The organism is Caulobacter sp. SRI_008 (assembly GCF_057586355.1).
The window spans coordinates 1-24022 of sequence record NZ_JBYCZS010000006.1 but is presented as its reverse complement, the minus strand read 5'-3'; the positions used below and the strand labels follow the sequence as shown (position 1 = coordinate 24022).

Sequence of the window (24022 nt, the reverse complement as noted above, 5' to 3'; positions counted from 1 at the left end):
CACTAAAAGATGCAAAAGCCTTCCTCGCCCGCCGCCGCCGGCGTTCGCAGCCACGCCCGCCGCGCCCTGGGCGCCGCCGCCGTCGCCGGTGTCGCCGGCCTGGCCATGGCGCCCGCCGCCTTCGCCGCCGACGCGGTGGACGCGGCTCCGGTCGCCACCGCCCCGGCCTCGGCCCCCGCGCCGAACGCGGCCGACGTGCAGGAAGTGTCCGGCATCGCCGTCGACGCCCGCAAGGCCACCGACATGCAGTCGGGCAAGTACACCGCCCCGCTGGTCGACACTCCGCGCTCGATCACGGTGATCTCGTCGCAGATCATCGAGCAGACCGCCTCGACCTCGCTGCAGGACATCCTGCGCACCTCGCCGGGCATCACCTTCGGCGCCGGCGAAGGCGGCCAGCCCCTGGCCGACCGTCCGTTCATCCGCGGCCAGGCCTCGGGCAACAACATCTTCGTCGACGGCATCCGCGACAGCGGCGGCCAGTCGCGCGAAGTCTTCGCGCTGGAGCAGGTCGAAGTCGTCAAGGGCGCGGACTCGGCCTACGGCGGCCGCGGCTCGGGCGGCGGCAGCATCAACCTGTCGACCAAGACCCCTAAGGCCCAGGATTTCGTCCGCGGCGGCCTGGCGGCCGGCACCGACAACTATTTCCGCGGCACGGTCGACGCCAACTATGCGTTCGCCGAGAACGCCGCCTTCCGCCTCAACCTGATGGGCACGCAGGGCGACACCCCCGGCCGCGACAGCGTCGACTTCAAGCGCTGGGGCATCGCCCCGTCGCTGGCCTTCGGCATCGGCACGCCCACCCAGGCGACGCTGACCTACTACCACCTCGACACCGACCAGGACCCCGACTACGGCATCCCGCTGGCCAGCAAGCGCACCTGGGGCGTGGCGGGCACCGACAGCCGCACCCGTCCGGCCAACGGCATTCTCGACGTCTCGCGCGACGCCTATTACGGCCTCGACCGCGACTTCCAGAAGACCAGCACCGACATCGGCACCTTCATCATCAAGCACGAGATCAACGACAACCTGACGGTCCGTCAGGCCGTGCGTATCGGCCAGTCGGTCAACGACTACCTGGTGACCAACCCGGGCGACGGCGGCGCGGCCCAGTTCGTCGCCGGCGAATGGTGGATGAAGCGGGGCACCAAGTCGCGCTGGAACGAGACCACTACGGTCGCCTCGGTCACCGACCTGAGCGGCAAGTTCGACCTCGGCTCGCTGAAGAACAGCTTCAACATCGGCCTGGAAGTGTCGCGCGAGGTGAACGACAACGCCTCCTACGTGATCTACACCACCAAGGGCTCGACCTGCCCGACCGGCTTCACCAACAACGTGACCACGGCCGGCGTCGGCGACTGCACCCGTCTCTACGCCCCCAACCCGTCGGACGCCTGGGAAGGGATCATCACCCGCGGCCCGTCCTCGCGCTCGGTGACCAAGACCACCGCGCTCTACGGCTTCGACACCGTCAACCTGACCGACAAGCTGCTGCTGAACCTCGGCCTGCGCTACGACGAGTACGAGACCAACGGCTACAACGCCACGGCCGCCTCCTCGAACGGCGTGATCACCGCCGTCACCTACACCCACCTCGCCGCCGCCAAGTGGGACTTCGTCAACTACCAGGTCGGCCTGGTCTACAAGCCGACCCCGAGCAGCAGCGTCTACGCCTCCTACGCCACGTCCTCGACCCCGCCGACCATCTCGGGCGGCGACCAGAACACCGCTTCGGGCTCGGGCACCGGCAACCTGGCCAACGAACTGCTTGATCCCGAAGAGTCCACCAACGTCGAACTCGGCGCCAAGTGGAACCTGTTCGGCGACCAGCTGGCCCTGTCGGGCGCGATCTTCCGCACCGAGCGCAAGAACGCCCAGATCCTGGTCGACGCCACGACCAGCACCTACGAGCAGGCCGGCAAGACCCGCGTGCAAGGCGTTGAGCTGGGCGCTTCGGGCAAGGTGACGCCGAAGTGGCAGGTGTTCGCCGGCTACACCTACATGGACAGCGAGCTGGTCCGCGGCGCCATCACCAGCGTCAACATCGGCGACCCGCTGGCCAACACGCCCAAGCACTCCTACAGCCTGTTCACGACCTACCGCGTCCTGCCGCAGATCTCGATCGGCGGCGGCGTCTACGGCGCCTCCAAGAGCTTCGGCGGCAACCAGGGCGGCGCGGGCGGCGGCGCGACCGGCGTCTTCGCCCCGGCCTACACCCGCTACGACGCCTTCGCCTCGTGGAAGGTCAACGACAAGGTCGACCTGCAGCTCAACGTCCAGAACCTCAGCGACGAGCGCTACATCCTGCGCACCAACGGCGTGCACCACGCCGACCCGGCGCCGGCCCGTCAGGCCCTGCTGACCCTGAACGTCCGCTACTGATCCTTCTCGTCTTCACCGGCGAAAAGCGCATGAACCCCGCCCGGAGCGATCCGGGCGGGGTTTTTCGTTGAGCGCGCGGAACGGGATCAGGAAATATTCGCCTGACGCGAGCCGGCGCCAACCTAAAGTTTACCCTTGGGCGCGACGATCCGCCTCACCTTCCGCCGGGAGCTGGGATTGTCCTCGCCGCGCTCGCCAGACACGCCGCCCGCGCCGTTGAGCCAGGCCGAGAGCGCGCAATGGTTCTTCGAGAACGCCCACGACCTGTTCGCCGTCGTGGTCGAGGGCCGTTTCGTCACCGTCAATCCGGCCTGGACGCGCCTGACCGGCTGGACCGCCGCCGAGCTGATCGGCCAGCCGCCCCTGAAATTTATCGATCCCGAGCACCACGCCGAGCTGATCCAGGCCGGCGAGGTCATTCGCGCCATGGGCGGCACGGTCCTGCGCGTGCGCATGGTCTGCAAGGACGACCGCCGCGTCTGGCTTGAAGCGCATGTGCGCCAGGGTCCCGCCGGTGAGATGGTCGGCACCCTGCGCGACGTCTCGGCCGAGGTGGCCCGCAAGGCCGAGCAGGCGGTCTCGCGCCGCACCCGCGAGATGCTGGCCTCGGCGGCCGGCGTCGGCGTGTGGAGCTTCGATCCCGTCACCCAGCGCATCGAGTGGTCGAGCGACATCCTCAGCCTGACGGGCCTGCGCCCCGAGCAGGTCTCGACGCCGGAAACCTTCTACGCCCAGCTCGACGAGCCCGAGCGCAGCCGCGTGCGTTCGACCTTCACCCGCGCCGTGCGCACCGGCCAGGGCGGCACGATCGAGCACCACATGCGCGGCGCGACGGGCCAGAAGTTCTCGTTCCGCGCCACCTTCCAGACCGAGCCGCGGCCCGGCGGCGTCTTCGCCCTGCGCGGCATCTCGCAGAACATCACCGAGGTCGCCCGCGACCGCGACCTGGCCCGCTGGGGCGAGCAGAAGGCCCGCCGGCTGGTCGAGAGCGCGCCCTTCGCCGTGGCCCTCTACGACCGCGACCTGCGCCTGAAGGTGGTCAGCCCGCGCTTCCTGGAGATCTTCCAGGCGACCGAGGCCGAGGTCATCGGCAAGTCGCTGCAGGAACTGACCTATGGGGCGCGCAAGCGCTTCGTCGCCGCCGTCGAGCGCGCCCTCACCGGCCAGACGGTGGTGCGCCGCGAGGACAGCCTCACCGACGGCCAAGGGGTCGAGCACCGGCTGCGCTGGGAGGCCCGACCCTGGCGCGACGCCAGCGGCGCGATCGCCGGCGTCATCACCTACATGGACGACGTCACCGCCCTGGCCGACGCCCGCCGCGAGGCCCGCGCCAACGCCCGGCGGCTGAAGACCGCCCTCGGCGCCGCCCAGGCCGGCGTCTACGAGATCGACCACGCCGATCGCTCGTTCTGGGGCTCGCCCGAGTTCCACCGCATCCTGGGCCGCCGCATCACCTTCGAGGACGTGCGCCAGGCGATCTGGCCGATGATCCGTTCCGAGGACGTGGCCGCCGTCTACGCCGCCGGCGCGGTCGGCCGCTGGGGCGAGCGGGCCTTCGACGCCCGGGTCGTGCGCCCCAACGGCGAGGAGCGCTGGATCCGCCTGTTCCACGAGGTGCGCCGCGACGCCTCGGGCCGGGTGCGCAAGGCCTATGGCCTGGTGCTCGACATCGACGAGCAGAAGCGCGCCGAGCTGGCCCTGGTCGAGGCCGAACGCGCCGCCCAGGCCGCCAACGAGGCCAAGGCCCAGTTCCTGGCCAATATGAGCCACGAGATCCGCACGCCGATGAACGGGGTGCTGGGGATCATCCACCTGCTCAAGCGCCAGGGGCTCTCGTCGGAAGCCGACCACCTGCTGGGCGAGGCCCTGGCCTGCGGCCGCATGCTCTCGACCCTGCTGGACGACATCATCGACTTCTCGCGCATCGAGGCCGGACGCCTGGACGTGACGCCCGAGCCGATCGACCCGGCCGACCTGGTGCGCAGCGTCGCGCGCCTGCTGAAGGGCCAGGCCGAGCACAAGGGCCTGGCCCTGATCGTCGACGCGCCGGACGTCGGGATCGTGCTGGCCGACCCCACCCGCCTGCGCCAGGCGCTGTTCAACCTGGTCGGCAACGCCGTGAAGTTCACCCTGTCGGGCTCGGTGACCCTGCGCCTGCGCCGCGAGGGCGCCGATCGCCTGGCGTTCGAGGTGGCCGACACCGGGGTGGGCATCGCCCAGGACGCCCAGGCGCGCCTGTTCCAGCGCTTCCAGCAGGCCGACGCCAGCACCACCCGCCGGTTCGGCGGCTCGGGCCTCGGCCTGGCCATCACCCGTCGCCTGGCCCAGATGATGGGCGGCGAGGTCGATTTCTCCTCCGTCGAGAGCGAGGGCTCGACCTTCCGCCTGACCATCGCCGCGCCGTCGGTGGCCCAGCCCGCCCAGGGCGACGCCGTCGACGAGCAGATGCTGCAGGGCCTCAAGGTGCTGGTGGTCGAAGACAACCCCACCAACCGCATGGTCGCCCGCCGGATCCTGGAAATGCTGGGCGCCTCGGTCGAGACGGCGGAGGACGGCCTGTCGGGCGTCGAGGCGGCCGAGCGCGGCTTTGATCTGATCCTGATGGACGTGCAGATGCCCGGCGTCGACGGTCTGGAGGCCTCGCGCCGGATCCGCGCCCTGCCAGGCCCGGCCGGCGCCACGCCGATCGTCGCCCTGACCGCCAACGTCCTGGCCCACCAGCGCGCCACCTACCTGGCCGCCGGCATGAACGGCGTGGCCGCCAAGCCGATCTCGCCCACGGCCCTGCTGTCGGAGATCGTCCGCGTCGCCGAAGCGGCCGCCGCGGCCCAGGTCGCTGTCGCCTGACGACGTTCTCCCAAGGCTTCCCAGAGCGCCGCGTTCCGGGCTAATCCTCCGATCAATCAGGGGGATTTCCGAATGACGGAAACGGTATCGGGCGCGGCTCACAAGAAAGGCGCGTCGATGCGCACGGTGGTGGCGGCCTCGTCGGCCGGCACGGCCTTCGAGTGGTACGACTTCTTCATCTTCGGCAGCCTGGCCCAGGTCATCTCCAAGACCTTCTTCACCGGCCTGTCCGACACCGCCGGCTATATCGCCGCCCTGGCCCTGTTCGGCGTCGGCTTCGCCTTCCGGCCCCTGGGCGCCCTGGTCTTCGGCAAGATCGGCGACCAGGCCGGCCGCAAGGGCGCGTTTCTGGCCACGGTGCTGCTGATGGGCGGCGCGACCTTCGCCATCGCCCTGCTGCCCACCTTCAAGCAGGCCGGGATCATCGCCCCGATCCTGCTGATCATCCTGCGCTGCGTGCAGGGCTTCGCCCTTGGAGGCGAATATGGCGGGGCGGCGATCTACGTCGCCGAGCACTCCCCGCCGGGCCAGCGCGGCCGAGCGACGTCGTGGGTGCAGAGCTCGGCGTCCCTGGGCCTGTTCGCGGCGCTGCTGGTCATCCTGGCGACCCGCTGGCTGCTGGGCGCCCTCATCGGGCCGGCGGCCTTCGACGACTGGGGCTGGCGCATCCCCTTCGCCGTCTCGATCGGCCTGCTGGCGGTCTCGGTCTGGATGCGCATGAAGCTCAGCGAAAGCCCGACCTTCGCCCGGATGAAGGAAGAGGGCGCGGCGTCCAAGGCCCCCTACGCCGAAGCCTTCGGCCAGTGGAAGAACCTCAAGCTGGTGCTGCTGGCCTTCTTCGCGGTCATGTCGGCCCAAGGAGCGGTCTGGTACACCACCTTCTTCTACATCCAGACCTTCATGGAGAAGTTCCTCAAGGTCGCGCCCGGCACGATCAACGGCCTGATGATGGGGGCCGCGGCGGTCAGCGCGGTGCTCTACGTCGTCTTCGGCTGGCTGTCGGACAGGATCGGCCGCAAGCCGGTGATGCTGGGCGGCATGACCCTGGCGCTCGTTTTCTACTTCCCCGGCTTCCACATGCTGGAGCGCGCGGCCAACCCGGCCCTGGCCGAGGCCTCGGCGAGGGCTCCGGTCAGCGTCACCGCCGCCCCCGGGGACTGCGCCCTGCAGTTCGACCCCATCGGCAAGGCCGCCTTCGTCTCGTCCTGCGACATCGCCAAGAGCGCCCTGGCCAATGCCGGCGTCTCTTACGCGAACCAGACCGGCCCGGCCGGCGCCCCCGCCGTCGTCCAGATCGGCGAGACGCGCATCGTCTCGAAAAGCGCCGAAGGCCTGCCGGCCAAGGACGCCAAGGCGGTGAAGGCCGCCGGCGAGGCCGCGATCAAGGCCGCGCTGGCCAAGGCCGGCTATCCGACCGCGGCCGATCCCGCCCGGATGAACATCTGGGGCGTGTTCGGCGTCCTGCTGGTGTTCGTGATCGGCGCCACCGCCCTCTACGGCCCGCTGGCCGCGGCCCTGGTCGAGCTCTTCCCGACGAAGGTCCGCTACACCGCGCTGTCCCTGCCCTATCACATCGGCACGGGCTGGATCGGCGGCTTCGTCCCCTTCAGCGCCTTCGCCATCGTGGCGGCGGTGGGGAACATCTATGCCGGCCTCTGGTACCCGGTGATCTTCACCTTGATCAGCGTGCTGACCACGGCGTTCCTGCTGCCAGAGACGAAGGGGCGGAGCCTCGACTGAGGCGGCCTTGGGAAAACCTCTCCCGTGGGGAGAGGGTCAATTTAGTGATCCGCCGCTCTCGCCAGCTTCCACCTGATCTTCGCGCCCTTCTCGGCGCGGACCTGGCTCTTCAGGACGATCACCCCGGCCTGGCGGGCGTGGCCGTGGTCGAAGTGGGGGGCGGCCAGAACGGCGACGTCGGGCGCGTCGTTGCGCAGCCACCAGCCGATGTTGGACGGCCCCTTGATCAGCACGCTCTTGCCGTCGCGGGCCAGCGAGGCGCGGGCGTCCGGGTGCAGGTGGAAGCTGATCTTGAACGGATGATAGCGGCGCGGGCCGTCGACTTTCGCTTCCGCCATCGGGATCAGGCTGTCCTCGCCGCGCAGCTCGTCGGCGGCGATGTCGAGGAACAGGCGGCGGGCGTGCTTGAGACCCAGGCGCCGCCAGCCGTCATGGACGATGTCGAGCCAGACGCCCTGCTCGGCGTCGTGGCGGCGGGACTCGACGCTGGTCGCGCCGTCGACCAGCCAGGGGCCCAGCGCGGCGGCCCGAAAGCCCGACAGCGGCCGGCCGGCCGAGCCGCCGCCCACCGACACGGTCGAGGCGGCGTCGGACAGACGGAAGGCCTGGGCGTTAGCGGCTTCGGGGCTCCAGCCGCTGGAGGTGATCAGCCGGTCCTTGCCGCAGATGATCTCCAGGGCGGCCGGTTGGGCGCAGGCCGAACGGCTGAGCGCGCCCACGGGCGGGACGCCGGCGTCGGCCATCACCTGGATCGTGCCGCCCTGCATCTTCTGGAAGCCGGCGTGCGGCATGTCCATCGGCGGCTGGGGACCGTGGTCGTCGTGGGCCAGGGCGGCGGCGATGCGGGCCGGCTCGATGGCCTCGCCGCCATGGAAGGCCGCCAGCCGTCCGTCGGCCAGGGCGAAGAAACGCGCGCCCGACGACAGGCGGTCGATGGCCCGGCTCATCGCCTCCGGCGTCGGCCGGCCGCGCTGACCCAGGGCGTCGTCCAGGGTCAGAAGATCGAACAAAAGCTCCAGCCCGGCCTCGGGCGAGCGCGAGGCGTGGCCGCCGTCGGCCAGGACGACCGTGTCGAGGCAGCGCAGCACCCGGCGCAGGCCCTCTGCCATCAGGCGGTCGCTGGCCTTGCCGACCAGGGCCGTGCCGGCGATGGTCACCACCACCGCCCGCTCCAGGGCGCGGTCGGGGGCGTCGGAGGCCCGAAGCAGCTGGCGGGCGCCGCGGGCGATGTCCAGGGCGAGGGCCGTCGCCTCGGCGTCCGAGGCGCCCGGCGACAGGGTCTTGGCGGCGCAGGCCAGGTGGAAGGTGCGGCGTTCCAGGCACTCGCCCGACCACGAGAACTGGTTCCAGGTTCCGAACACCCGCCGCCAGTCCTGGATCAGCCGCAGCGCCCGCCGCGCGCCCTCGGGGCCCTGGGCCAGCAGGCCGGGCAGCCAGTCGAAGCGGTGCAGGGCGACGGCGAAGGCGCGCGAGGGGCTGGGGGTGTCGAAGGGATCGCCCTCGGCCCCGACCTTAAGGCTCTCGTCGTGCAGGGTCAGGACGCCGTCGAGCAGCTGGCGGCCGCGCTGGACCTGTACCGGACGGGGGTCATGCGGGCGGGCGGCCAGGCCGACGGGACGCGGCGAGGAGATCAGCGCCCGATGCGGCGGCGAGCCGAACCACTCGCGCTCGACGCAGGCGCGGACCGAGGCGGCGATCGACCGCGCCAACACGGATCCCCGGCGCACAGGACGTCCAAGGGGACGCCCGGCGGCCTGGGATGCGGAAGGCGTGTCGGGCGCGCCGGTCATGCGGTGGCGTCAGTCCCCTTTGAGGGCGCGGATGTTGGCGGCGTAGGCGTCCGGGCCGCCCTTGAACACCGCCGAGCCGGCCACTAGGGCCGTGGCGCCGGCGGCGACGCACTGGGGGGCGGTGACTGGGGTCACCCCGCCGTCGACCTCGACGATGACGTCCAGGCCCTGGGCGTCGATCAGCTTGCGCAGGGCCTCGACCTTGCGCAGCTGGCCGGGAATGAAGCTCTGGCCGCCGAAGCCGGGGTTCACCGACATGACCAGCACCAGGTCGACGTCCTCGAGGATCCATTCGACGTGGTCGAGGCTGGTCGAGGGATTGAACACCACGCCGGCCTTGGCGCCCAGCTGACGGATGCGCTTGAGCGAGCGGTGCAGGTGGGGGCCGGCTTCCGGGTGGATGCTGATGATGTCGGCGCCGGCCTCGCGGAAGGCTTCCAGATAGGGATCGGCCGGGCTGATCATCAGGTGCACGTCGAACGGGATCTTGGCGTGCGGCCGGATGGCTTTGACGATGTCGGGACCGAGCGTGATGTTCGGCACGAAGTGGCCGTCCATGACGTCGACATGCACCCAGTCGGCGCCGGCCGCCTCGATGGCGGCGACTTCGGCGCCCAACTTTGCGAAGTCGGAAGCGAGGATCGACGGGGCGATGATCGGCGCGGTCATGGTGTTCCTGGCTTACCGGGCAAAGGCTCGCGCTACAAGCGAGCGGTTGAGTTGCAGCCTTATGCGGCCTTGACGAAGCGGGCCACGAAGAAGCCGTCCTGGCCGCCTTCGCGGTGATGGGGCAGCAGGCGCAGGGTTCCGCGCGCCGTCAGGCTGGCCTGCGGCGCCCCGCCCTCGCCGGCGCCGATCGGGGCCAGCGTGAATTCCGGATGGCGGGTGAGGAAAGCCTCGACCTGAGCCTCGCCCTCTTCCGGCTCCAGCGAGCAGACGCAGTAGACCAGGCGGCCGCCGGGAGCGGTGCGCTTGGCCGCGCTGTCGAGCAGGGCCGACTGCACGGTGGCCAGGCTGGCGATGTCGCCCGGACGGGCGGCCCACAGCACGTCGGGGTGGCGGCGGAAGGTGCCGGTGGCCGAGCACGGCGCATCCAGCAGCACGGCGTCGAAAGTGCGTTCGTCGGTCCAGGTCGCGGCGTCGGCGGCCACCACCTCGGCCTGGAGGTTCATGCGGGCCAGGTTCTCGCCGACCCGCTTGAGGCGCGAGGCCGAACGGTCGACGGCCACGACCTTGGCGCCCGTGGCGGCCAGCTGCAGGGTCTTGCCGCCCGGGGCGGCGCAGAGGTCGACGGCGGTCTCGCCAGGCTTGACGTCCAGCAGGCGCGCCGGAACGGCGGCGGCGGCGTCCTGCACCCACCAGCTGCCGTCCTCGAAGGCCGGCCAGGCGGCGACGTCGCCGCGGCGGCGGGTGCGCAGGGTGTCGCCCGGCAGCACCTCGGCCTCCAGGGCCTCGGCCAGGGCCGCGACATCGGTTCCGGGCTTCAGAGAGAGATCGGTGGCTGGCTCCTCAGCCACCACGGCGGCCAGGGCGCGGGCGTCGTCCTGGCCCCAGGCGCCGACCCAGCGGGCGAACAGCCACGGCGGCGTCAGGTCGGACGGATCGTCGGACGGCGCGCCGTCGCGCAGCAGGCCGCGCAGCACGGCGTTGACCAGGCCCTTGAACGGACGGCTGGCCTTATTGGCGCCGGCCAGCTCCACGCTCGTCGCGACGGCGGCGAAGGCCGGCACCTCGAGATAGAAGGCCTGGGTCGCGCCCAGGCGCAGCAGATTGCGCACGCGGGGCGGCGGCTCCTTGCTGAGCTTGGCGGCGAGGGCCCGGTCGACGGGTCCCAGACGGCGCAGCGCGGCCATGGCCAGAGCGCGCGCGAAAGCGCGCTCTCGCGGCTCCAAGGCGCGGAAAGCGTTGGTCGTCGCGGCCTCGTCGAGGCCGCCGCGGCGCGAAAGGGCCGCGTCGAGTAGGGCGAGGGCCGCTTCCCGAGCGGGAAGGCCGTCGTTCAATTCCTGAGTCACCGCCCCGCCGTGCCCCGCAATGAGCGCGAGCGCAAGCCCCTTGGATGATCCATCGACGCTTGCGTGCTATGAAAGCGCATGTCCGACGATCTTTCTTCCCCGCTTTCCGAGGTTCAGGACCCGGAACTGGCCCGCCTGGGCGCCGCTCCCGGCAAGGACCTCAGCCCCGCCGCCCGCCGCGCCCTGGAAGAGGCCGCCGCCCGCCGCGAGGCCGAAGCGGCCGCGTCACTGCCGGCCGAACAGGGCGGCCGCAACGGCCCCGAGCCCACGCGCTTCGGCGACTGGGAGCGCAAGGGCGTAGCAGTGGATTTCTAGACCGGCGATCCTTCTCCCACCACATCCCACCTCTCCCATAGGGAGAGGGAGGGGCCCATGCGCAGCATGGGAGGGTGAGGGGTTAGGGACCTTTCCGGACAGGGCAGGGTCGAAGGGGATGTGACGTTAGACGTCTTACCCCCTCACCCTCCCACGCCTGCGGCGCGGGCCCCTCCCTCTCCCCATGGGAGAGGTTTTCCTTTTCTAGGCCTTCGGCTTACGCGGAGCGGCCGGCTTCTTGGCGGGAGCGGCCTTGGACGCGGCCGGGGCCTTGGCGGCCGGCGCAGGCTTTTCAGCCGCCGGCGCCGCAGCCGCCACCGCCGGCTTGGCCAGCAGGTCGCGGATCTCGGTCAGCAGCTTTTCTTCCGGGGTCGGGGCCGGCGGGGCTTCCGGAGCCGGGTCGGCGGCGTCGGCGCGGCGGATCTGGTTGACCAGCTTGACCAGCAGGAAGACCACGGCCGCGACGATGAAGAACTGGATCAGGGTGTTGATGAAGGCGCCGTACTGGATGGCGACCTTCTCGACCGCCTCGGTGGCCGGATCCTCGGGGCGCAGCACCCATTCCAGCTTCGAGAAGTCGAGCCCGCCGGTCAGCAGGCCGATCGGCGGCATGATCACCTGGTCGACGAGGCTCTTGACGATGCCGTTGAAGGCCGCGCCGATGATCACGCCGACGGCCAGGTCGATGACGTTGCCGCGGGCGATGAACTCGCGGAATTCCTTGACGATGCTCATGCGAAAATCCCTCTCGGCACATCCAACGCCGAGAGGCTGAAGCGGTTCGCCCGCAGGGGCAAGTGAGTCGGTTTCCCGACTATTCCGCGTTCAGGCGGGCGCGCAGTTCCTTGCCGCTCTTGAAGAACGGCACGTGCTTGGCGCGGACGTCGACGGTTTCGCCGGTGCGCGGGTTGCGGCCGGCCCGGGCCGGGCGCGAACGGACCGACAGGGCGCCGAAGCCGCGCAGTTCCACGCGGCCGCCGCCTTCCAGCGCGCCGATCATGCGTTCGAGGATCACGCCCACGACGCGTTCCACATCCTTCTGCGTCAGGTGCGGGTTTTCGTTCGCGAGCCTGGCGATGAGTTCAGACTTGATCATCGATGTCCCCTGCGCCGAGGGAGCGGCGCGCCGCGACCTTTGCCCAAGCGGCATGGAATCTTCAAGGAAAAGGTTGCAACCGGTTCCCAAAGACTGCGGGGGCGCCCGGAGTAACCGCAAAAGAAAAGCGGCGGCCGGATCGCTCCGGCCGCCGCTCTCTTCAGCTTACGCGGTTAGGCGAAAGCTTAGTCCTTCGTAGCGCGCTCACGCAGAGCGGCGCCCAGGATGTCGCCCAGCGAAGCGCCGGAGTCCGACGAGCCGAACTGCTCGATGGCTTCCTTTTCTTCGGCCATTTCCAGCGACTTGATCGACAGCGAGACGCGGCGCGCGGCCTTGTCCACGTTGGTGATCTGAGCGTCGACGCGGTCACCCACGGCGAAGCGCTCGGGGCGCTGTTCCTGACGATCGCGCGACAGGTCCGACTTGCGGATGAAGGCGGTCATCGGGGCGTCGTCTTCACCGAAGCGGACTTCGATGCCGCCCGAGGTGACTTCCGTGACGGTGACGGTCACGGTCTGAGCCTTGCGGAAGGTGTCGCCCGACATCGGGTCGCCGGCCAGTTGCTTGATGCCGAGCGAGATGCGTTCCTTCTCGATGTCGACGTCGAGCACCTTGGCCTTGACCAGGTCGCCCTTCTTGTAGCGAGCCATGGCTTCTTCGCCGGCGACGCTCCAGTCGATGTCCGACAGGTGCACCATGCCGTCGATGTCGTTGTCGAGGCCGACGAACAGACCGAATTCGGTCGCGTTCTTGACTTCGCCTTCGACGGTCGAACCGATCGGGTGAGCCTCGACGAAGGCTTCCCACGGGTTGGCCAGGGCTTGCTTCAGGCCCAGCGAGACGCGGCGCTTGGACGGATCGACGTCCAGGACCACGACGTCGACTTCCTGCGAGGTCGAGACGATCTTGCCGGGGTGGACGTTCTTCTTGGTCCACGACATTTCCGACACGTGCACCAGGCCTTCAACGCCGGCTTCCAGCTCCACGAAGGCGCCGTAGTCGGTGATGTTGGTGATGCGGCCGGTGAACTTGGCGCCGACCGGGTACTTGGCTTCGACGCCGTCCCACGGATCCGACTGCAGCTGCTTCATGCCGAGCGAGATGCGCTGGGTGTCCGGGTTGATCTTGACGATCTGGACCTTCACGGTGTCGCCCACGGCGAGCACTTGGCTCGGGTGGTTGACGCGCTTCCAGCTCATGTCGGTGACGTGCAGCAGGCCGTCGATGCCGCCCAGGTCGACGAACGCACCGTAGTCGGTGATGTTCTTGACGACGCCTTCGCGGATTTCACCCTCTTGCAGCTGCGACACCAGTTCGGTGCGCTGCTCGGCGCGGGCTTCTTCCAGGATGGCGCGACGCGAGACGACGATGTTGCCGCGCGGACGGTCCATCTTCAGGATGGCGAAGGGCTGTTCCTTGCCCATCAGCGGGCCGACGTCGCGGACCGGACGGATGTCGACTTGCGAGCCCGGCAGGAAGGCCGAGGCGCCGCCGAGGTCGACGGTGAAGCCGCCCTTAACGCGACCGACGATCGCGCCCATGACGGGTTCGTTCTTGGCGTAGACGCCTTCCAGGCGGGTCCAGGCTTCTTCGCGCTTGGCCTTTTCGCGGCTGATGACCGCTTCGCCCATGGCGTTCTCGAGGCGTTCGAGGAAGACTTCGACGGTGTCGCCGGTCTTGATGGTCGCCTTGCCGGCTTCGTCGACGCCGAATTCCTTCAGCTGGACGCGGCCTTCGGTCTTCAGACCGACGTCGATGATCGCGAAGTCCTTCTCGATCCCGACAACGACGCCCTTGACCACGGAGCCTTCGGCGAAGTCGCGGCCGCCCATGGAGTCGTTCAGGAGCGCTTCGAAATCGTCGCGCGTGGGGTTGAAGCTCATATCGTCAGCCATGCTGATCTTTGGTCTCTGGGTTGTGGGAAGCCCTGCGATGAGCGCCGCCAGATGACGGTTCTCGGGATTCCGGGTGAAGTGGATTTTTGATGCGATCCGGCGCTTCCAAAGCGGCGGCGAGGCGGGCGTTAGATTAGCCCTTGGGGTTTCCCCACCGGGCGCGCGCCGTCTCGACGATGCGGAGAGCCGCATCGAAGGCCTGGGATATAGTCATTTCCGACGTATCAAGCAAGGTGGCGTCCTGCGCCTGGGCCATGGGCGCGTCCTTGCGGCCGCCGTCGCGCTCGTCGCGCTTGTGGATGTCGGCCAGGATCTCTTCGAACGAGACGCTTTCGCCCTGGCCGGTCAGCTGTTTCCAGCGGCGATCGGCGCGGACCTCGGGGCTGGCCGTGACATAGAGCTTGGCCGGCGCCTCGGGAGCGATGACGGTGCCGATGTCGCGGCCGTCGAGCACGGCGCCGCCGCCCTGGCTGGCGAAGGTCCGCTGCAGGTCGAACAGGGCCGAGCGCACGCCCGGATGCACGGCCACGCGGCTGGCGGCCTCGCCGGCGGCGCGGGTGCGCACCTCCGGTCGCTCCAGTTCGGCAAGGTCGAGGCCCCGGGCCGAGGCCTCGGCGGCCCCGGCGTCGTCCAGGTCGCCGCCGGCCTCCAGCAGCCGCACCCCGACCGCCCGGTAGAGCAGGCCGGTGTCCAGCATCGGCAGGCCGTAGTGGGCCGCCAGGCGCGAGGCGATGGTGCCCTTGCCCGAAGCGGCCGGGCCGTCGACGGCGATCACGAAGCCCATGGATCAGGCCTCGACGATCGAGCCGCCCAGGCCCGTCATCAGCGACACGAAGCCCGGAAAGCTGGTGGCGATCATGCCAGGCTCGTCGATCTCGACCGGCTCCATGGCGGCCATGCCCAGGATCAGGTGGCTCATGGCGATGCGGTGATCGCCGTGGGTGATCACCTTGCCGCCGCCGCGCACCGGATGGTTGCCGCCGCGCGTGCCGACCACGGTCATGCCTTCCGGCTCTTCCTCGACCGTGACGCCGCAGGCCAGCAGGCCCGCCGCCGTCAAGGCGATGCGGTCGCTTTCCTTGACCCGCATCTCGCCGATGCCGCGCATGACGGTGGGACCATCGGCGAAGGCGGCCGCGACGGCCAGGATCGGATATTCGTCGATCATCGACGGCGCGCGCTCGGGCGGCACGACCACGCCCTTGAGTTGCGAATGGCGGGCGGTGATGTCGCCGACCTCCTCGCCGCTCTCGACGCGGACGTTCGAGATCACCAGATCCGCGCCCATCTCCTGCAGGGTCGTGAAGAGGCCCGTGCGCAGCACGTTGAGCATCACGCCCTCGACGGTCACTTCCGAGCCGGGGACGACCAGGGCCGCGACCAGCGGGAAGGCGGCCGAGGACGGGTCGCCCGGCACCTGCACGTGCGTGCCCTTCAGCTTCTGGCCTTCCGGCAGGCGCACGTGGCGCACGCCCTTTTTGTCCTCGACGATCACCTCCGCCCCGAAGGCGCGCAGCATGCGCTCGGTGTGGTCGCGGGTGGCTTCCGGCTCGATCACCTCGACGCCGCCCTCGGCGTGCAGGCCGGCCAGCAGCACGGCCGACTTCACCTGGGCCGAGGCCATCGGCAGGGTGTAGACGAGGCCGCGCAGGCCGCCGCCCTTCAGGGTCAGCGGCAGGCGGCCCTTGTCGCGGCCAAGCCACGTGGCGCCCATGCGGGCCAGCGGATCCAGCACCCGGCCCATCGGACGGCCGCGCAGCGAATGGTCGCCGGTGAAGGTGGCGCACATGGCGAAACCCGAGGCCGCGCCCATGATCAGGCGCACGCCGGTGCCGGCGTTGCCGCAGTCGATCACGTCCGAAGGCTCGGCGAAGCCGCCCTTGCCCTCGACGCGCCAGCGGCCGACGCCTTCCTTTTCGATGCGCGCACCAAAGGCTTGCATCGCCCGGGCCGTGGCCAGGACATCGTCGCCTTCCAGCAGTCCCTCGATGGTCGTGGTGCCGCTAGCCAGGGCCCCGAGGATCATCGAACGGTGCGAAATGGACTTGTCGCCAGGCGCCCGAACCGTACCGCGAAGGGCTCCGCCGGGCGTGCTCTTCAATCCAGCCGTCGTCATGCCGAAACCGGCTCCTTGCAACATAGGTGTTTCGCGAAGGGGTTTGCTTTTGACAGCGGCCCTTCGTCATGGCAAGTCAGCCGCCGCTTTTCCCATCAGGATCAAAGGGTCGCCACCTTGGCAAATCCCGACTTGGGCGCAAAACAAATCTGCCCCAGCTGCCAGTCGAAGTTCTACGACCTCAACCGCCGTCCGGCCGTCTGCCCCAAATGCGGTGAGCAGTTCGATCCGGAAGAGGCGCTGAAGTCCCGCCGCGTGCGCGCCCGCGCCATCACGCCGGACTACGACGCCGAAGACGAGAAGGAAGTCCCGGCTCCCAAGGAGCAGGACGGCTTCGAGGACGAAGTCGACGAAACCCCGGAAATCGACGAAGCGGCCGAGGCCGACGTCGTCGAGACCGATGACGAGGACGGTGATCCGACCGCGGCTCCGGCCCCGGGCGGCGACGACCTGGGCGTCGATTTCGCCGAGGACGAGGACCTCGCCGAGGACGAAGCCGACGACGTTCCGTTCCTGGAAGACGAGGACGACGACGATCTCGGCGACGAGATCGAAGGCCTCCCGGGCGAAGAAGACGACGACCGCTAAGCGGCGAATGCGCCGGGGTCGGAGTGATCCGACCCCGGGCTTTCGGGTTCTCCACAGCGTTTCGTCGCACCCCGAAAAAAAGTTCGTCGAGGGGGTTGATCCCGGAAAAACCTCGGCATAGGTTCCGCGCCTCTTCGGGGGGCAGCCACTCGGAACCGTCGAAGAGACTAAGGAATTCAGACGAAAGTCTTCGGATTTTCGGATGAGCCTTGGGGCTATAGCTCAGCTGGTAGAGCGCTTGAATGGCATTCAAGAGGTCAGCGGTTCGACTCCGCTTAGCTCCACCAAGACGGCCGCTTCCCTAAAGGGAGCGGCCGTTTCCATTTTCGGAGCCGTCCGAAGACTTGCCGGAAAACTTGAGCCTCGCCTTGCGGAGGGGGCTTGATCCCGGAAAGGCCTCGACATAGGTTCCGCGCCTTCCCGGGCGACCATCCGGGAGACCAAGGCTTTCAGGCCTCGGGGCTATAGCTCAGCTGGTAGAGCGCTTGAATGGCATTCAAGAGGTCAGCGGTTCGACTCCGCTTAGCTCCACCAAAACGGCCGCTTCCCTAAAGGGAGCGGCCGTTTCCATGTCTGCCTGGGTCCTTCTCCCCTTGCGGGAGAAGGTGTCATCCGCAGGATGACGGATGAGGGGTCTCTCGGATTTGAGCCGCCTCATCCAGCCGATCCGCCTTCGCGGCGGACAGGATCTTCAACCCCTCATCCGACCGCCTTCGGCGGCCACCTTCTCCCGCAAGGGGAGAAGGATCGCTATTCCGCGATCAGCGCGGCCAGGCGCCGCACGCCCTCCTCCATCTGCTCCGGCGGCAGCAGCGAATAGCTGAGGCGCAGGGTGTTGGCGGCGGGAGCTTCGGCGAAGAACGGGGCGCCGGGCACGAAGGCCACGCGGGCCTCGACCAGGGCGCGCTCCAGCAGGGCCTTGCCGTCCAGCCCCTCGGGGAGGGTCAACCAGACGAACATGCCGCCTTCCGGCGAGATCCAGGAGACGTCCTTGGGCATGTGGCGCTCGAGCGCCGCCAGCATGGCCCGCGCCTGGCCGCCATAGGCCCCGCGCAGCCGGTGCAGGTGCTGGTCATAGCCTTCCGACACCACGCGGTGGGCGACCATCTGGTTGATGGTCGAGACGTGCAGGTCGCCGCCCTGCTTGAGCAGGACCAGCTTCTCGATCGCCGCCTTGGGGCCGCAGATCCAGCCAATGCGCAGGGCCGGCGACAGGGTCTTGGACAGGGTGCCGCAGAACAGGGTGCGCGCGGCCTCGATCGAGCCCTTGCGGGCGATGTCCAGCGCCAGCAGCGAGGGGATGGCCTCGCCGCCGAACCGCAGCTCGCGATAGGCCGCGTCCTCGATCAGCGGGAAGTCCTGGGCGTCGGCGAGGTCCAGCAGGGCCTCGCGCTCGGCCAGGGTCAGGCTGACGCCGGTCGGATTGGCGAAGTCGGGCACGAAGTAGCCCAGGCGCGGTTCGCGGGCCGCCACGGCCTCCCAAGCCGCCGGGTCGCCGTCCAGCGCGCCCTCGGGCAGGTCGAGATAGGCCGGCTGGTAGGCGTTGAAGGCCTGCAGGGCGCCCAGATAGGTCGGCCGGGCCACCATCACGGTCGCGCCGGGATCGAGGAACAGCTTGCCCAGCAGGTCGAGCGCCTGCTGCGAGCCGGCGGTCAGCAGCACATTCTCGGGCTCGCACGGCATGCCGTCGCGGGTCATGCGCTCGGCGATCCAGCGGCGCAGCGGGCCATGGCCTTCGCTGACGGTGTATTGCAGGGCCTGGGCGGCCTGGGCGCCGTCGGCGAGGATGTCGCCATAGGCCGCCCGGATGGCTTCGGCGGGAAACAGGGCCGGGTCGGGAATGCCGCCGGCGAACGACAGGATGTCGGGCTGCTCCAGCAGCTTCAGCAGTTCGCGGATTTCGCTGGCGCGGATGCCGGCCATGCGCGCGGAAAAGCGTCCGGCCCAATCCTGGATGGCCGCGTCTTGGGTGTCGATGGTCATGGAGGTCGTGTTCTTCGTCGAGACTGATCTGTGCGGCGGCCCTGGTCGCTGTCTTGAAAGGGCCGCCTGTCTTTTTGAGCGCGGCGGCTGAGGCCGCCCGTCGGGCGCACGGAGGCGCCCCGCCTGATCCCTAGCGGTCAGGCGCTGCGTACGAGTCCGGTCGGTCCAAGGGAGCGGCGGCGCTGGAAGCGTCCCGGTCCGCGTTCGATCTCGATCATGGGCGCGACCCTAGCCAAACCGGACGCGGATGAAAACCCGCCCCGGACGCCTCGATGGTCGCAAGCCGCCTCAGCGCACGCCAGTCAGGCTGTCGGTCCAGTCCTCGGTGGGATCGGGCGGACCCCCGCTCGGCAGGCGCCATTCACCGCGGTAGGAGAAGTCCAGCGTGCCGCACAGCCGCGCCTGGCCCGGCGCGGCGGGATCGTCGCCGAAGGCCTGGATGCGCAGGTCCTGGCGCACGGCGATGCGGCTGAAGCTCAGCCACAGGCGCTTGGAGCCCGGGCAGAAGGCGCGGACATAGACCTTGCCCTGCTCGGCCTTGCCGTCGACCTCGTAGAGGGCGGCGTTGGCGTCGACGCCGCTCATGGCCGCCAGCCCGCCCTTGCCGAGGTCCTTTTCGCCGCCTTTGCGCAGCAGGGCCTGGGCCGGCACGCCGGTGGCCAGCACCTTGACCGGCTTGGCGCCCAGCAGGCTCTGGTCGAACAGCACGGTCAGGCCCGCCCCGGTCAGCCGCTTGGCGTCGGCCGAGATCGGATCGTACGAGAACATCCGCCGCTCGGCGGCCGCCGAGGGCCCCGCCAGGGCGCTCAGGAGCGCCGTGGAGGCCAGAAGCAGCGCAAACCCAAGCCTCATCGCTTGGCCCGCAGGTCGACGGCCTGGGCGTCGAATCCGGACAGCCGCCAGGCGCCGCCTTCGCGGGTGAAGGTCAGCAGGCACGGCCCGTCCTTCTTGGCGGCGCAGACCCGGCCGTCGCCGGCCGGCCGCAGGGCCGAGGCGATGGCGATCCGACCCGGGATCGGCCGGTCGGGCGTGTAGCCGTAGTAGTTGGCGGCGGCGCGGAACACTTCGGGGCGGATCAGGGCCTCGCCGGCGACATCGGCGGCGGGGCCGGCCAGGGCGATGGCGGCGGCCTGCCAGCCGCCCTTCAGGCCCGAACCGCGCGCCTCCTGCACCAGGCGGGTCTCGATCGCGCCCTTCAGGGCCTGGTGATCGACCAGGCTGTCGAACGTCGCCCGATCGTTGTTGCGGATCGACGTCAGCAGGGCGTGCACGTCGCCGGCCGCGTCATAGCGGTCGGCGGTGGCGCAGGCCGCCAGCGAAGCGGCGGCCGCGCTCAGGGCGATGAGGGCTCGAATACGCATGGACGAAGGGCTAGCGCTCAATTCCGGCGAATTCCAGTCCGGCGTGTATCGGTCGGTCAGCCGCGGCTCAACGAGACCACGTCATGGTCGGCCGCGCGCCACAGCCGCCGGGTCTTGCCGCCGACCAGCGGCTCCTCGACCCGCAGGGCGAAATCGAAGACCCCGGAGACATCGTAGCTTCCCGCCAGGTCGTAGGTCGCCGCCGTGGCGCGATCGGGGGCCAGGCGATCGATCGCGGCGCGCCAGTCGGCCTTGAAGGTCGCCTGCAGGGCGTCGAGCGAGACCTCGTAGCGCGTTTCGGCCGGCACCTCGATCTCGACGGTGATCTGGCCGCGGACGCCCACGGCGGCGCTGACGTCGGCGCCGAGCGCCAGCCCGGCCGGCGCGCCCACGAAGCGAGGCTCCAGCCCGCCGGACAGTTGCAGGCGCTCGCGGCGGAAGCTGGCGACCTCGTCGAGCTCGATCCGGCCGCCCAGGGCCGTCAGGCAGGCCAGGGCCTGTTCGGACCCCACGTCGGTGCGCCAGCGATGCTGCGCGACGCCTGAACCGCTCAGGGTGGCGCTGAACAGGCGCGGCGCCTTGCCGCCTCGGTTGTCGAAGGTCTCGACCGCCACGCGCTTGCTGTCGTTCGGCGCCAGGCTCCTGGTCCGATAGACGATCCGGGGGGCGCTGAAGCTTGGCCGGTAGGGCCGGAACCGCCAGGTCTGGTGATCGCGGTGATGCCGGTCGTACTCGTAGACGCAGACGCGACTGCGCTCGTCATAGGGACCGTTGCCGGCCACCTCCAGCAGCTGATCGCCCCAGGGCTTGGCCAGTATGGGCGTGGACGCCAGCGCGACGTCGACATCCCAGTAGAAGCCCTGGGCGTTCGGTTCGAACGGGACGACCCGGACGGGTCCCTGGCCCTGGACGCCGCTGAAGTGCAGGGCCCCGCCGACGCCCCCCGCCTCCGGATGCCGCAGGGCGACCGCCTCGAACCAGTACTTGCCGTCCGCGCCATGGCGCCGCCACAGCTGGTTGTCGCCGTAACGGGCCGGGGCGATGCCCACGCGGCAGTCCAGCCCGCCCCAGTCGCCGCCGGGACCGGCGCCGTCCGATCCGGCGGCCGTCAGCGCCCAGGAGCGCGACCAGTCGCGGCTGACTTCAGACAGGATGATGAAAAGGTCCTGCGCCATTGATGCCCCCAGGTGATGCGCCCAGGCGCGCCCCCGCGCCGCGGGCGTCACCCTTAGGGGTTGCGCCGTCCGCGTCCACCCGCCCGAGGGCTCATTTTGGGCGAGGCAAAGAAAAAGGGCGCGGATCCGAAGACCCGCGCCCTTCTCATTTTCGGTGACCCAGGTCGCCGGGCTCTTAGTCGAGCTGGCGCTTGATCTCCTCGACGGTGAAGCACTCGATGGTGTCGCCGACCTTGATGTCCTGGAAGCCGGCGAACATCATGCCGCATTCCTGACCGACCGGCACCTCGTTGACCTCGTCCTTGAAGCGCTTGAGCGTCTGCAGGGTGCCGAGTTCGAGCACGACGATGTCGTTGCGGATGATCCGGACCTTGGCGCCCTTGCGGACCACGCCTTCGGTGACCTTACAGCCGGCGACCTTGCCGATCTTCGAGATGTCGAAGGCCTGCAGGACCTCGGCGTTGCCGAGGAAGGTTTCGCGCTGGATCGGGGCCAGCATGCCCGAGAGCACGCCTTTGATGTCGTCCAGCAGGTCGTAGATGATCGCGTAGTAGCGGATCTCGACCCCTTCGCGTTCGGCCAGGGCCCGCGCCTGGGCCGAGGCCCGGACGTTGAAGCCGATGACCGGCGCGCCGGCGCCCTTGGCCAGCATGACGTCGCTTTCGCTGATCGCGCCGGCGCCCGACAGGATGATCCGCGCGCGGACCTCGTCGGTCGACATCTTGTCCAGCGAACCGATGATCGCTTCGGCCGAACCCTGCACGTCGGCCTTGATGACCAGCGGCAGTTCTTTCAGCTTCTTGTCCTGCAGCTTGGCCATCATGTCGGCCATCGAAGCGCCGGCGCCCACCGGGGCCATCGTCTTCTCGCGCTTCTGGCGGATGCGGTACTCGGTCAGCTCGCGGGCGCGGGCTTCGTTCTCGACCACGGCGAAGGCTTCGCCGGGCGAGGGAACGCCGTCCAGACCCAGGATCTCGACCGGCGTGGCCGGACCAGCTTCGGTCAGCTGCTCATTGCGCTCGTTCAGCAGGGCGCGAACCCGGCCGAACTGGCTGCCGGCGACGACGATGTCGCCGCGCTTGAGCGTACCGCGGTTGACCAGCACGGTGGAAACCGCGCCGCGACCCTTGTCCAGCTTGGCCTCGATCACAACGCCGTCGGCGGTGCGGTCGGGGTTGGCCTTCAGGTCGAGAACCTCGGCCTGCAGCAGGATGGCGTCGAGCAGGTCGTCCAGGCCGGTGCGGGCCTTGGCCGAGACTTCGATGATCTGGGTGTCGCCACCCAGGCTTTCGACGACGATCTCGTGCTGCAGCAGCTCGTTGACCACGCGGGTCGGATCCGAGCCCGGCTTGTCCATCTTGTTCACGGCCACGATGATCGGCACTTCGGCCGCCTTGGCGTGCTTGATTGCCTCGATCGTCTGCGGCATCACGCCGTCGTCGCCGGCCACCACCAGCACGACGATGTCGGTGATGTTGGCGCCGCGAGCGCGCATGGCCGAGAAGGCGGCGTGGCCGGGCGTGTCGAGGAACGTCACGCGCTGGCCGTCCTTCAGGCGAACCTGATAGGCGCCGATGTGCTGGGTGATGCCGCCGTGCTCGCCGGCCGCCACGTCGGTGGCGCGCAGGGCGTCGAGCAGGCTGGTCTTGCCGTGGTCGACGTGGCCCATGATGGTCACGACCGGAGGACGGGCCTCCAGGTGATCGTCGTGGTCCTCGGCGCCGATGAAGCCTTCTTCGACGTCGGCTTCCGACACGCGGCGCACGGTGTGACCGAATTCGGTCGCCACCAGCTCGGCGGTGTCGTTGTCGATGACGTCGTTGATCTTCAGCATCACGCCCTGACGCATCAGGAACTTGATGATCTCGACGCCGCGCACGGCCATCCGGTTGGACAGCTCCTGCACGGTGATGACGTCGGGGATCACGACCTCGCGGGCCACGCGGGCCTGCTCGACCGCGCCGCCACGGCGCTTTTCCTTTTCGCGTTCACGGGCCCGGCGAACCGAGGCCAGCGAGCGCATGCGGTCGGCGGACTCCCCATCACCGGCCACGGCCTGGATTGTCAGACGGCCTTCACGGCGCTGCGGAGCGCCCTTGGCGCGCGAAACGGCCTTGTTCGGCGCGTTGTTGGCCTTGCGGCGATCGTCGTCCTCGTCCGGACGGCGATCGGTCAGGCCGCCGCCGGGCCGCGGGGCCGAGCGGGTGGCGCGCTGGATTTCCGGGGTCGCCGGAGCCGAGGCGGGAACGCCGGGACGCGGACCGCGCGGACCACCGGGGCCGCCAGGACCACGGGGACCGCCGGGCGCCGGGCGCGGGGCCAGGGCCGAATAGCGGACGGTCTGCTGCGGACGGTCGCCTTGCGGACGATCACCCTGCGGGCGGTCGCCGCCCGAACGGTAACCACCGCCACCGCCAGCGCCGCCTTCCGGACGCGGACCACGCGGACGGTCGCCGTCCGGACGCGGAGCGCGCTGGTTGTACGGGCCGTCCTGACGGGGGGCGCGTTGATTGTAGGGACCGTCCTGACGCGGCGCGCGCTGGTTGAACGCGCGGTCGCCCTGCGGACGATCGCCTTGCGGGCGATCCCCTTGAGGACGGTCGCCGTGCGGGCGATCGCCGCCCGGGGTCGGGCGATAGGTCGTGGTCGTCGGACGATCGTCGCGGCGCTCACGGCTGGGTTCGTAGGTGCGGGTCTGGCCGGGCGACGCGGCGGCGGG

The 24022-nt window shown here is 69.8% G+C and carries 17 protein-coding genes, 2 tRNA genes and 1 pseudogene; 7 read left to right on the top strand and 13 right to left on the bottom strand.

All coding sequences use genetic code 11. The annotated features are described in order from the left end of the window. Nucleotides 1-9 precede the first annotated feature (9 nt). From AC2YHT_RS07035 to AC2YHT_RS07025, 3 genes are all read left to right on the top strand, one after another. On the top strand, nt 10-2385 hold the full coding sequence (locus tag AC2YHT_RS07035) for a TonB-dependent receptor (protein ID WP_487288862.1): 2376 nt from the start codon (nt 10-12) through the stop codon (nt 2383-2385). A gap of 177 nt (nt 2386-2562) precedes the next feature. Next, nucleotides 2563-5232, top strand: a complete 2670-nt coding sequence (locus tag AC2YHT_RS07030) for a PAS domain S-box protein (protein ID WP_487288861.1) — start codon at nt 2563-2565, stop codon at nt 5230-5232. 72 nt (nt 5233-5304) lie between these two features. Next, nucleotides 5305-6972, top strand: coding sequence for an MFS transporter (locus tag AC2YHT_RS07025; protein WP_487288860.1), 1668 nt, complete (start codon nt 5305-5307; stop codon nt 6970-6972). Nucleotides 6973-7013: 41 nt separating this feature from the next. Here the strand turns inward: AC2YHT_RS07025 and AC2YHT_RS07020 are convergent, their stop codons facing one another. The 3 genes from AC2YHT_RS07020 to AC2YHT_RS07010 are packed head-to-tail and all read right to left on the bottom strand — an operon-like array spanning nt 7014 to nt 10774. Next, a complete protein-coding gene (locus tag AC2YHT_RS07020) occupies nt 7014-8762 on the bottom strand; it encodes a heparinase II/III family protein (protein ID WP_487288859.1) in 1749 nt (582 codons plus the stop codon). A gap of 9 nt (nt 8763-8771) precedes the next feature. Then, nucleotides 8772-9431: a ribulose-phosphate 3-epimerase gene (gene rpe / locus AC2YHT_RS07015; protein ID WP_198575287.1), complete on the bottom strand. Its 660-nt coding sequence runs from the start codon at nt 9429-9431 to the stop codon at nt 8772-8774. Between the two features lie 59 nt (nt 9432-9490). Then, a complete protein-coding gene (locus AC2YHT_RS07010; protein ID WP_487288858.1) occupies nt 9491-10774 on the bottom strand; it encodes an RsmB/NOP family class I SAM-dependent RNA methyltransferase in 1284 nt (427 codons plus the stop codon). 78 nt (nt 10775-10852) lie between these two features. Between AC2YHT_RS07010 and AC2YHT_RS07005 the strand changes: the two genes are divergently transcribed. Beyond that, nucleotides 10853-11089, top strand: a complete 237-nt coding sequence (locus AC2YHT_RS07005; RefSeq protein ID WP_487288857.1) for a DUF1674 domain-containing protein — start codon at nt 10853-10855, stop codon at nt 11087-11089. A gap of 324 nt (nt 11090-11413) precedes the next feature. Here AC2YHT_RS07005 and mscL read toward each other — a convergent pair. The 5 genes and pseudogenes from mscL to aroA form a co-directional block, all read right to left on the bottom strand. After that, nucleotides 11414-11824, bottom strand: a pseudogene (gene mscL / locus AC2YHT_RS07000) (large-conductance mechanosensitive channel protein MscL); the annotation flags it as partial. A gap of 79 nt (nt 11825-11903) precedes the next feature. Continuing rightward, a complete protein-coding gene (locus AC2YHT_RS06995) occupies nt 11904-12185 on the bottom strand; it encodes an integration host factor subunit beta (protein WP_110120436.1) in 282 nt (93 codons plus the stop codon). Nucleotides 12186-12370: 185 nt separating this feature from the next. After that, entirely contained in the window at nt 12371-14080 is a 1710-nt protein-coding gene (rpsA, locus tag AC2YHT_RS06990; protein ID WP_487288856.1) for a 30S ribosomal protein S1, read from the bottom strand. Nucleotides 14081-14213: 133 nt separating this feature from the next. Continuing rightward, a complete protein-coding gene (cmk, locus tag AC2YHT_RS06985) occupies nt 14214-14864 on the bottom strand; it encodes a (d)CMP kinase (protein ID WP_487288854.1) in 651 nt (216 codons plus the stop codon). A 3-nt stretch (nt 14865-14867) separates the two neighbouring features. Beyond that, nucleotides 14868-16196: a 3-phosphoshikimate 1-carboxyvinyltransferase gene (aroA, locus tag AC2YHT_RS06980; protein ID WP_487288852.1), complete on the bottom strand. Its 1329-nt coding sequence runs from the start codon at nt 16194-16196 to the stop codon at nt 14868-14870. Between the two features lie 117 nt (nt 16197-16313). On the opposite strand from aroA, the gene AC2YHT_RS06975 reads away from it, so the two are divergent. The 3 genes from AC2YHT_RS06975 (at nt 16314) to AC2YHT_RS06965 (ending at nt 17318) form a co-directional block, all read left to right on the top strand. Continuing rightward, complete coding sequence (locus AC2YHT_RS06975) at nt 16314-16784, top strand: TIGR02300 family protein (protein WP_487288851.1); 471 nt, start codon at nt 16314-16316, stop codon at nt 16782-16784. 211 nt (nt 16785-16995) lie between these two features. Next, a tRNA-Ala gene (locus AC2YHT_RS06970) sits at nt 16996-17071 on the top strand. A gap of 171 nt (nt 17072-17242) precedes the next feature. After that, nucleotides 17243-17318 (top strand) — tRNA-Ala (locus tag AC2YHT_RS06965). A gap of 216 nt (nt 17319-17534) precedes the next feature. Here the strand turns inward: AC2YHT_RS06965 and AC2YHT_RS06960 are convergent. The 5 genes from AC2YHT_RS06960 to infB all read right to left on the bottom strand — a co-directional run. Continuing rightward, nucleotides 17535-18767, bottom strand: a complete 1233-nt coding sequence (locus AC2YHT_RS06960; protein WP_487288850.1) for an aminotransferase-like domain-containing protein — start codon at nt 18765-18767, stop codon at nt 17535-17537. Nucleotides 18768-19055: 288 nt separating this feature from the next. Next, nucleotides 19056-19619: a hypothetical protein gene (locus AC2YHT_RS06955; protein ID WP_487288849.1), complete on the bottom strand. Its 564-nt coding sequence runs from the start codon at nt 19617-19619 to the stop codon at nt 19056-19058. After that, on the bottom strand, nt 19616-20128 hold the full coding sequence (locus AC2YHT_RS06950; RefSeq protein ID WP_110132646.1) for a DUF2939 domain-containing protein: 513 nt from the start codon (nt 20126-20128) through the stop codon (nt 19616-19618). The genes AC2YHT_RS06955 and AC2YHT_RS06950 overlap by 4 nt, the downstream gene beginning before the upstream one ends. Nucleotides 20129-20184: 56 nt before the next feature. Further along, complete coding sequence (locus AC2YHT_RS06945) at nt 20185-21303, bottom strand: hypothetical protein (protein ID WP_487288848.1); 1119 nt, start codon at nt 21301-21303, stop codon at nt 20185-20187. Between the two features lie 175 nt (nt 21304-21478). Beyond that, the coding region (gene infB / locus AC2YHT_RS06940; RefSeq protein ID WP_487288847.1) for a translation initiation factor IF-2 at nt 21479-24022 on the bottom strand (2544 nt) is incomplete at its 5' end.